Origin of the sequence: Mycobacterium persicum, from assembly GCF_002086675.1 — a bacterium.
Lineage (GTDB): Bacteria > Actinomycetota > Actinomycetes > Mycobacteriales > Mycobacteriaceae > Mycobacterium > Mycobacterium persicum.
This window is the reverse complement of sequence record NZ_MVIF01000153.1, coordinates 1-8,308: the sequence shown is the minus strand read 5'-3', so window position 1 is coordinate 8,308 and position 8,308 is coordinate 1. Positions and strand designations below refer to the sequence as shown.

Genomic DNA, 8,308 nt, shown 5'->3' with positions numbered 1-8,308 from the left:
GCAACCGGACGCGGCGGCGTCGTACCCCGATACGGACTCAAAATGACCGTAATGTCACGCCCACTATCCGGAGGCTAGCTGGACATTCCGAGTCTTATGCACATCTGGTGACGTGTGACCGGTGTGCTGACCGGTCGGCTGTTGAGCGTAGTAGTGGGCCTCCACGTCGGCGGGCAAGCGTCGGTCGAGGCGGGATAACCGCCGCCCACGCACCCGGTCTTGCATAAGGCCGATCGTCGTTTCGCAAAGCGCGTTGTCGCGCACGTCGACCGCTGGTGGCTCGAAAGCAACATTTTCCTGGCCATGGCATCACCAACGTCCGCACCCGGGCTACCCCCGGCTGCTCAAACAGGTCAAGCGTGGCGGTTGCGGATTGATGAACCGTAAGCATTCGGCCCGGATACGATTCCGCGCCACCCGCAAACAGCGGGCCACAACCCAGACCTTATGTCTATTCCGCGGTCAAAGTGCAAGAGCTGCGACAGGACAATCCGAGCAACGGGAATACGGCAAAACGCACTGGTCGGAAAACGCGGCCAAACGGACTCCAAAAATCAAGATCGCGAACCAATTCGAAGCCCTCAGGCCGCCTCGGCGGTCAACCGAAATATCGCCGCTAAGCCTGCTTGCTGACAGCATTTACGTCGCACATTGCCAGCGACTTTTACAGGTTGTGTCATTAGGATGCTATGCGTGAATGACACATCTGAAACTGGCACGAATGAAACTCCCGAGGCAGTAGCACCCGCGCCACCAAAGGTCACACCACGGTCGGACACCCCGAAGGTTTTCAAGGCCGCGGCGTGGGTGGCTGTCGTCGCTGGGACATTGTTCATCGTCGCCGGAATATTCTTTGCGGGATTTGGGTTTGCTGTTTATACCAAGGACGCTAGCTCGCCCCACTATCGTCAGCGTGAATACCCGGCAATGGTGATGGAAATACCGAACGCAGGCCACGGCGGACACGGTGCGCCCAATCATGCACCGTCTTCAGTCGCGCCTTCTCCGGTGCCCGCTCGTTAGATTAGCCAACGTCCACATAGCCCAGTGCTGGCAGAGCGCTGGGCTATTAAACTCTTCTGCCACGGGTCGATAGTGTCTTTTCTGCCGGCCGGAACGCCGAGGCAGTCCATAATCGAAGTACATCAATGTGCGAACGGCTGCTCAATTGAACGAAGTGTCTGCTGAATCAACGAGTGCGCGTATGCATGAGGCTCGAAGCTCGTGAGCTTCCGTTTCCGCGCACTTTAAGTGGGGCTGACGCCTTTCGCGCAGTACCCGAGGATGCAAGGCGTACGGCGAGTCAGGTTCACCAGGCCCGTATTCAACAACGGCGATACCCTGGCGAAATACCTAGGTCGGTTGTCGCTGTCCTCGACTTCCCGGGATCGATCCAGACATTCAGAAATTGTCCTGAAATCCTCGCGAAGTTCACTCATATCTGAATCAGGTAAGCTGTCTCGCCATTTCCGATATATTCAGAAACGCTCTTCCGAAGTATGCGTATCGGATGTCATCCACCATGGCATCTTCCTTGTTTGTAAACGAAAATGAGCAGTATCGAGGTTGCCAAAGGGAACGTGGCTAACTCAAAGTAGGGTAACTCCTGGCGATTCTCTTTGCCCCTGTTCAAGTCCAGCGGATAATATTCCTTTTCCAAATTGGTTAGGCAGATTTGCAAGTGTTCGCTCGGCGACGTGGTTATTCTCTGCTATCAAACTCACAGGCCTTTGTACTTGGTAGTCGTCATCGTCAAACACAAGTAGCTGCTGGCCTCCTTGTTACTGGCGATGTGTTCGGCGTTTTATGTAGCACACGGGCGGATCGCCTGGATTGGGCGGAGCTCGCGCTCGCTCTTTGTTACCCGGCCGACCTCGGTGTTGGCCGATCAGTCCGATCAGAACCAAGAAACGGCGACCGTCGATCGTGATGACGACTGCGGCGGTGCTGTTGTGAGGTTTCTGAACTCTGGGTCAGGCGCGTCGGCGTAATGCGGTCGAGTCCCGGAATCAGCTTTTCTGGCTAAATATTTCCTAGTCGCTGCAGCGTCGGCAATGGAGGCCGCGGCCGGGCCCTACGCGGGTGGCTGAGTGTGCGGCCACGCACGCTGCGATGGTGGCTGGCCATCCGCGGGCGACAGTGAGCGCGTTCGAGGCGGCCCAGGCCGCGACGCTACAGCCGGCTCGACTCGGGTTTGCTCAACACTGGGACCGGGATAGCGGGTTTGTTCAATCTTGTCCGGCTCACATTGTCATCAGGTCCCGAGAGCGGACCCCGGCCCAACCCCGATAGGCAGGCCTCTAGCGATGCCCCATGCGTCGGACGGTGCTCTGGTCGCAAGAAAATCTAGAGCTAATAAGCGGCGGTTATAGACCCATCAAAAGTAGTGATTAGCGGGCGAGGCGAATCTCTTCTAGTGTTGTCCGCGCTAGATATGCGGCCTCATGAGGAGGGCTTATGCGAGCATCTAGCAGTTAGAAGACATGTCTTGGCTGCACGGTTAGATCCCCGCGCTGCGCGCGTCACAGTAATTTTCGGATAGCAGAGTCTTGACGTGGCAGTTCGTGGCTAGCTTCGTCGTGCTGCATAGTTGGTGATCCTGTTTGACGGCACGTTCTAGATATCTTGCGGGGTGATTGTGCTCTGTGTTTCTGCTTTGTGATGTCGGCATTTCCGACTTCGGGCTGGCATTCAGTTAGTTCGCGTATCTGCACGAATTTGCATCCGAAATGAGAAGGGTTCTGTTATGCCTCGAATTCCGCACAACTCAGTGACTACAGGTGACGTCAGCGCTGTCGGGTCGAACCCGGCTCATCCCCGGCCGCGGGCCGCCGCCCAGGGACGGCGCCGCAAACGCGGCGCCGTTGTTGCGCTGGGGACCTTGGCGTTGACTAGCGGCGTCGCCGTCGCCGTCGACATCACCGCGGGGAGCGCCGCCAGCGTCAGCGTTGGCAGGCTCGCCATTACTCTGACCGCTCACGACGGATTCAAACTTGACACCTGTTCGAATGATCATTCTAGTTATAGCGATCATAACGATTCCAACAACGGTTCAACGACAAACGGCAGCAGTCAGGACACCAATAACAGTTCGATTGTTTCCAGCAATCTTCAGGACTCGGGCAGCAATCCTACGGTCACTTCTAACAGTAACGATCAACCGAATTCAAATCAAGACTACATATTCATCGATAACATGCCGGTTACTCAAATTGTGGATGAATATTCAATCAGCAGTATCGACCAAAACAATGTTAACAATAGGTACGAAGGCCTGGATAATTTTACCAATAGTTATACCATTATGGAGAATATACCCAACACCTTCGAGGACAATTTTGGGAGCTTTGCTGAAGATATGAACCGTCCGAGATATCCTTTCGGCAGAGTATCGGACAGCGACCCCGAACTGCCCAGTCCGTTTCCATCGGAGCTGTCTCCTGGGGAAGACGTAGATGGTAGCAAATTAGCCGAATACATCGTGCTGAACGACGGCGAATATGTCTTGCGTCCTGGCTTTTTGTCGAGTTACCCGAGGGTGCAGAGCATCGACGACTGGTCGCCGATGTATCGAGAGGCGGTTATCCAGCAATGGCACAGGGCGCAAGCGGTGCAACAGGGAGCGGGCGGAGGCAACGTATATCCCCCAACACCAGGGATCCGCTACGATGACGCTACATCCGACTCCGACGACGAATACTCCGGTTCTTATGAAGATTCTTCTACTTTCGATGACGACTCCAACAATTCCGACGAGTAGTGGTTTCAGATAGACACCGGGCGGCATCGTCAATACAGATCTGGGGTTCAAGGTGGGCTCGGGTACCAAGCCAACAACCATTTCTGGCCGGCGATGCCGACAATGTCGCTATCGGATGGATGCGCCACTGCCGGGCCGGGAATGATTGAGAGCGGTGCCCGCGCGGGCAACGCGCCGGTCGTGGCGCTGACCGGGGTGTTGCGCAAGATCGGCGTGAAAACCGGCATCGAATTCTTCGACATCGCCGATGCCGCCGAGGACGTGGTGCACCCGGCCATGCCCGCCGAATGCCTGCTGGACCGCAACGCGCTCATCATGGGCTATTCGGGCGTCTACTCCAGCTCCCTCAAGTACGCCGTGCGTCAGGCCGAGCACTACGGTGTGCCGGCGTCGGCGCTCCTGTACCGAGCGGGTCGGCGCAAGTTGATCGGCGGGAAGGAAGACCGTTTGCGCACCTTTCTCGGCAGCGCCGTCGCGGGCGCAGCTGCGCTGGCGTTGTCGTCGTGCTCGGCCAACCGTGCCTGCCGCGCGTTTGACGAGCTCGACACCAAGATCACCAAGGGCATGAAGGCCTATGGGATCCCGGGTGCCGCAGTTGGCGTATGGGTCGGCGGGCAGGAATACGTAAAAGGCTACGGAGTCACCAACGTCGACCATCCGGTACCCGTCGACGGCGATACGGTCTTTCGGATCGGTTCCACCACAAAGACGTTCACCGGAACCACGATCATGCGGCTGGTGGACGAGGGCAAGGTGGACTTGGACGCACCGGGGCGCCGGTACCTTCCCGAGTTCGCCGTTGCCTACCCAGTGGTCAGCGCCACCGTCACGGTGCGCCAGTTGCTCAGTCACACCTCGGGCTGGATGGGTGATGACATCCAGGACTTCGGCCGCGGCAATGACGCGGTGGCCCGGTACGTCGCCGCGATGACGCGACTACCGCAGCTGACCGCACCGAGAACCGTATTCGCTTACAACAACGCCGGTTTGGTGGTGGCGGACCGGATCATCGAAGTGGTCACCGGGTCGACGTACGAGTCGGCGGTGCAACGTCTGTTGCTCTACCCGCTGCAACTTGGCCACACCCACTACTTCTCAAACCAGATCGTCGGTCTGAATGTGGCGGCCGCGCACGACGTGGTCGACGGCAAAGCGGTTGTCGATACCGGCTTTTGGCCTTTTCCGCATAGCTGCAACCCCTCCGGCGCGCTGATTTCCAGTGTGCGAGATCAACTGCGCTACGCCAGGTTTCACCTCGGCGACGGCACCGCACCCGACGGAACGCGGCTGCTGGGCGCGCAATCGCTGGCGGCGATGCGCTCGGACCCCGGCGCGGGCGGCACCCTGCAAGTCGAGCTCACCGGAATGGGTGTCGCCTGGATGCTGCGGCCGTCCGCGGAAGGCCCGGTCATCGTCCAGCACGGCGGCACCTGGAACGGCCAACGCTCGGGATTCTTCATGGTGCCGGAGCGCAAATTCGCCATGACGTTGCTCACCAATTCCGAAGGCGGATCCGCGCTGACCGTCGACCTGTTCGCCGATGATTGGGCGTTGCGCCGCTTTGCCGGGGTCAGCAACCTGCCCGCCACACCGCAGCATCTCAGCGCCGGCGAGTTGGCGCCGTACCAGGGGCGCTACGTCGCCGGGCTGATCAATGAATCCGGCCGCCTCGGGCAGGCGGTCATCGACATGCGGGTTGGAAACGGCCAACTCGACGCCACCATGAGCTCCGACGACCCCGGCGCGGAGAGCAGCCGCCTGGGTCTTGCCTTCTACCGGCCCGACTATGGGCTTGACCTCGGACCCGACAACAAGCCGGTGGGTACCCGATCCAATTTCGTCCGCGACTCGGACGGCAACATCGCCTGGTTCCGCACCCGCGGACGCCTTTTCCAACGCCGGGAGCGCGACGAAACGAACTAGCGTCACCGACTACGGGTCGCGGCCACCCAGGCCAGGGTTGCCAGCGTCGCCACCGGATAGACCAGCCCGGCCCAGGCCAGATACCAGGGCCGGCTGATCACCCAGATTGTCGGTTGGGCGAAGCTGAGCAACCACGGCACGCCAATGATGGTCAGCGCCAACCAGCCCCAGCCCATGACCGGGGCGCCCGGGCGTTGCCGCAATGGCCCATGCAGCAGCCAGATCATCAGCGGCACCAGCCATACCCAGTGGTGGGTCCACGAGATCGGCGAAAACAGCAGGCCGAACAATTCGACCACCAGTAACTTGCCCAGCCGATCGAATGGGTCGAGCGCCCGCCAGGCCAGGACGACCAGCACCGCCGTGACCGCGACGGCCGCCAGCACCAGCGGACCGAAACCGGCGTCGTGACCGAGAATCCGGGAAATCGCGCCCCGCCAGGATTGGTTGAACGACGTGGCAACCGGCCCTATTCGGCGAGCATCGCCCAACAGATTCGTGAAGTAGTAGCGAGCCTGATCGCCGGCGATCAGCATCGACACGCCGATGGTAGCCAAGAACACCACCGCCGAACAGGCCGCAGCAAGCCAGCGCCTTACCCCAATGAGATAGACGGCGGTGATCGCCGGCGTCAGCTTGATGCCGGCCGCCACCCCGACCAGCAGGCCCGACAGCCACCCCCGGGTGGTGTACACCGCCCAGAGTGCCGCCAGCATCAGCAAGACATTGATCTGCCCGTAGTCGAAGGTGCTCCGTAGCGGCTCGAGCCAGATGGCGATCGCCGTCCACAGCATCGCCGCCCGATGACCGTGACCGGCCGGCACGCCCAGGAGGTGCTGGCTGATCCGGACGGAGCCGTATAGCGCGGCCATCGTCGCGATCTGCCACAGCAACGCAACCAGACCGAATGGCAGCAGGTGCAGCGGATAGAAGACGACAGCAGCAAACGGTGGATAGGTGAACGGCAGCGGGAAGTCCGGCGTCTGGTCGGCGTATACGTAGCTGTAGAGGGTGCCCGGGTGATCCAGAGCCGCCGCCCCGCCCACATAGACGTGCAGGTCGACAAAGTTCGCGCCGTTGGGCGCCAGGTAGGTCCAGGCAAATCGCGCGGCGACGCTCAGGGTCAGCAGCAGCGGCGCTGCCCGCGTCTGCCACCGGCTGGTTCTCGCCGTCGGGACGGCTGAAGTGCTGTCTACCCGCACGACATTAGTGGGACACGTTCCGGGGGCGCCGGATCACCGCCGCCACTCGTATCGGTAACGATCACATAAATGCCACACGTGTCACTTGAGTCACACCAGTACCGCGATAGCTTCGGCTGCGGGATCTGTCACCGCTAACCAGGGAGAGTCATGCCAACCATGTGGACCTACGTACGCGCCGCCGCCGTCTTGGTCGGTTCGTCCGCCGCCTTACTCACGGGCGGTATCGCCCACGCCGACCCGGCGCCGGTGCCGGATCCGGTTTCCAACATCCCGCAGCAGCTGATCGCGTCGGCCGCCAACGCGCCGCAAATTCTGCAAAACCTCGCGACGGCACTGGGAGCCACCCCACCGGTCCCCAGAGCCCCGGAGCCCGCGCTTGCCGCCCCCGGCATCGCATCCATGATTCCGGGACTGACTCCCGCCGCACCGGCGGTGCCGGCGACGTCGGCCGGAACGCCGGCCATTCCCGGGGTGACCACACCGATCCCCGGCATCACCGCACCGGTGGCGGCTCCGACGGCTCCCGCACCGGCGGCAACGCCGGCCATTCCCGGGGTGACCACACCGATCCCGGGCGTCACCGCCCCGCTGACCCCGGCGGCTCCCGCGGCTCCGGCAGCGGCGCTTCCCGGGTTGGCGTCGGCGATTCCGGGTCTCGCCCAGGCGGCCCTGCCGGGGTTGGCTTCGGGCGCCATTCCGGGACTACCGGCCGCTGTCCCTGCCCCGGCGCCCGCGGCACCCGCGCCTGGGGCACCGGCTGGTCCGCCCCAGACGCTGCTGGCTGCCCTGCCCTGACCCAACTGTCAACCGGCTGACCATCACCAAGGACTGGAGAAACTACTGTGGCGAGCACGTGGAGCCTGTCCAAGGGTTTGGCCGCCGCCGTCGTCACCTCGGCTGCCGCGTTCGGGCTTTGCCCGGCCGCGGCGGCCGACCCGGCGGCGCCGCAGCCCAACCCCAACCAGCAGCTACCGGGCCTGCCGGCGTTGACCCAGTTGAGTCCGATAATCCAACAGGCCGCCAGCAACCCAGGACAGGCGACCCAGCTGTTGATGGCCGCGGCGCAAGCGTTTGTCCACAATCCGGCTGCGCCGGCCGAGTCCAAGAACGTCGCGGCGTCGGTGAACCAGTTCGTGGCGGAGCCGACCAATCCCGGTTCGCCCGCCCTAGGGGTGCCGGCCCCGGCCCCTGAGACCGCACCGGTGCCACACGTGCCGCCGCCTGGTGTCGAGCCCGGCATGCTGGCGCATCTGCCGACCGGGATCGATCCGGCACACGTCGCCGGCCCCGCGCCGGCTGCGGCTCCCGCACCGGCATCCCCGCCGGCTGGGGCACCGCCCGCCGCGGCTCCCGCGCCGGCCGCCGCCCCCGCACCGGCTGCTCCGCCGGTCGCCGCACCCGCACCGGCTCCCCCGTCGGG

5 protein-coding genes and 2 pseudogenes are annotated in these 8,308 nt (G+C 62.3%); 6 read left to right on the top strand and 1 reads right to left on the bottom strand.

The genetic code is table 11. From position 1 onward, the window contains the following. Positions 1-693 precede the first annotated feature (693 nt). The 4 genes and pseudogenes from BST40_RS29740 to BST40_RS26540 all read left to right on the top strand — a co-directional run bounded on the left by BST40_RS29740 (position 694) and on the right by BST40_RS26540 (position 5,683). Positions 694-1,023, top strand: a complete 330-nt coding sequence (locus tag BST40_RS29740; RefSeq protein WP_131808299.1) for a hypothetical protein — start codon at positions 694-696, stop codon at positions 1,021-1,023. Between the two features lie 1,747 nt (positions 1,024-2,770). Then, entirely contained in the window at positions 2,771-3,760 is a 990-nt protein-coding gene (locus BST40_RS29735) for a hypothetical protein (RefSeq protein WP_142276818.1), read from the top strand. A 153-nt stretch (positions 3,761-3,913) separates the two neighbouring features. Next, positions 3,914-4,210, top strand: a pseudogene (locus BST40_RS31255) (4-hydroxy-2-oxovalerate aldolase); the annotation flags it as partial. Next, on the top strand, positions 4,184-5,683 hold the full coding sequence (locus BST40_RS26540; RefSeq protein ID WP_089025318.1) for a serine hydrolase domain-containing protein: 1,500 nt from the start codon (positions 4,184-4,186) through the stop codon (positions 5,681-5,683). The pseudogene BST40_RS31255 and the gene BST40_RS26540, both read left to right, overlap by 27 nt. A gap of 2 nt (positions 5,684-5,685) precedes the next feature. On the opposite strand, the gene BST40_RS26535 is transcribed toward BST40_RS26540, so the two are convergent. Then, positions 5,686-6,885: a mannosyltransferase gene (locus BST40_RS26535; protein ID WP_075547388.1), complete on the bottom strand. Its 1,200-nt coding sequence runs from the start codon at positions 6,883-6,885 to the stop codon at positions 5,686-5,688. A gap of 150 nt (positions 6,886-7,035) precedes the next feature. Here BST40_RS26535 and BST40_RS26530 point away from each other — a divergent pair, with 150 nt between their 5' ends. Together BST40_RS26530 and BST40_RS26525 are read left to right on the top strand one after the other, a co-directional pair. Beyond that, a complete protein-coding gene (locus BST40_RS26530; protein ID WP_075547387.1) occupies positions 7,036-7,683 on the top strand; it encodes a hypothetical protein in 648 nt (215 codons plus the stop codon). A gap of 47 nt (positions 7,684-7,730) precedes the next feature. Next, positions 7,731-8,308, top strand: a pseudogene (locus BST40_RS26525) (Rv1157c family protein); the annotation flags it as partial.

Coding starts and splice junctions, on each gene's coding strand:
- BST40_RS26530 (WP_075547387.1), top strand. CDS start 7,036: ATGCCAACCATGTGGACCTACGTACGCGCCGCCGCCGTCTTGGTCGGT.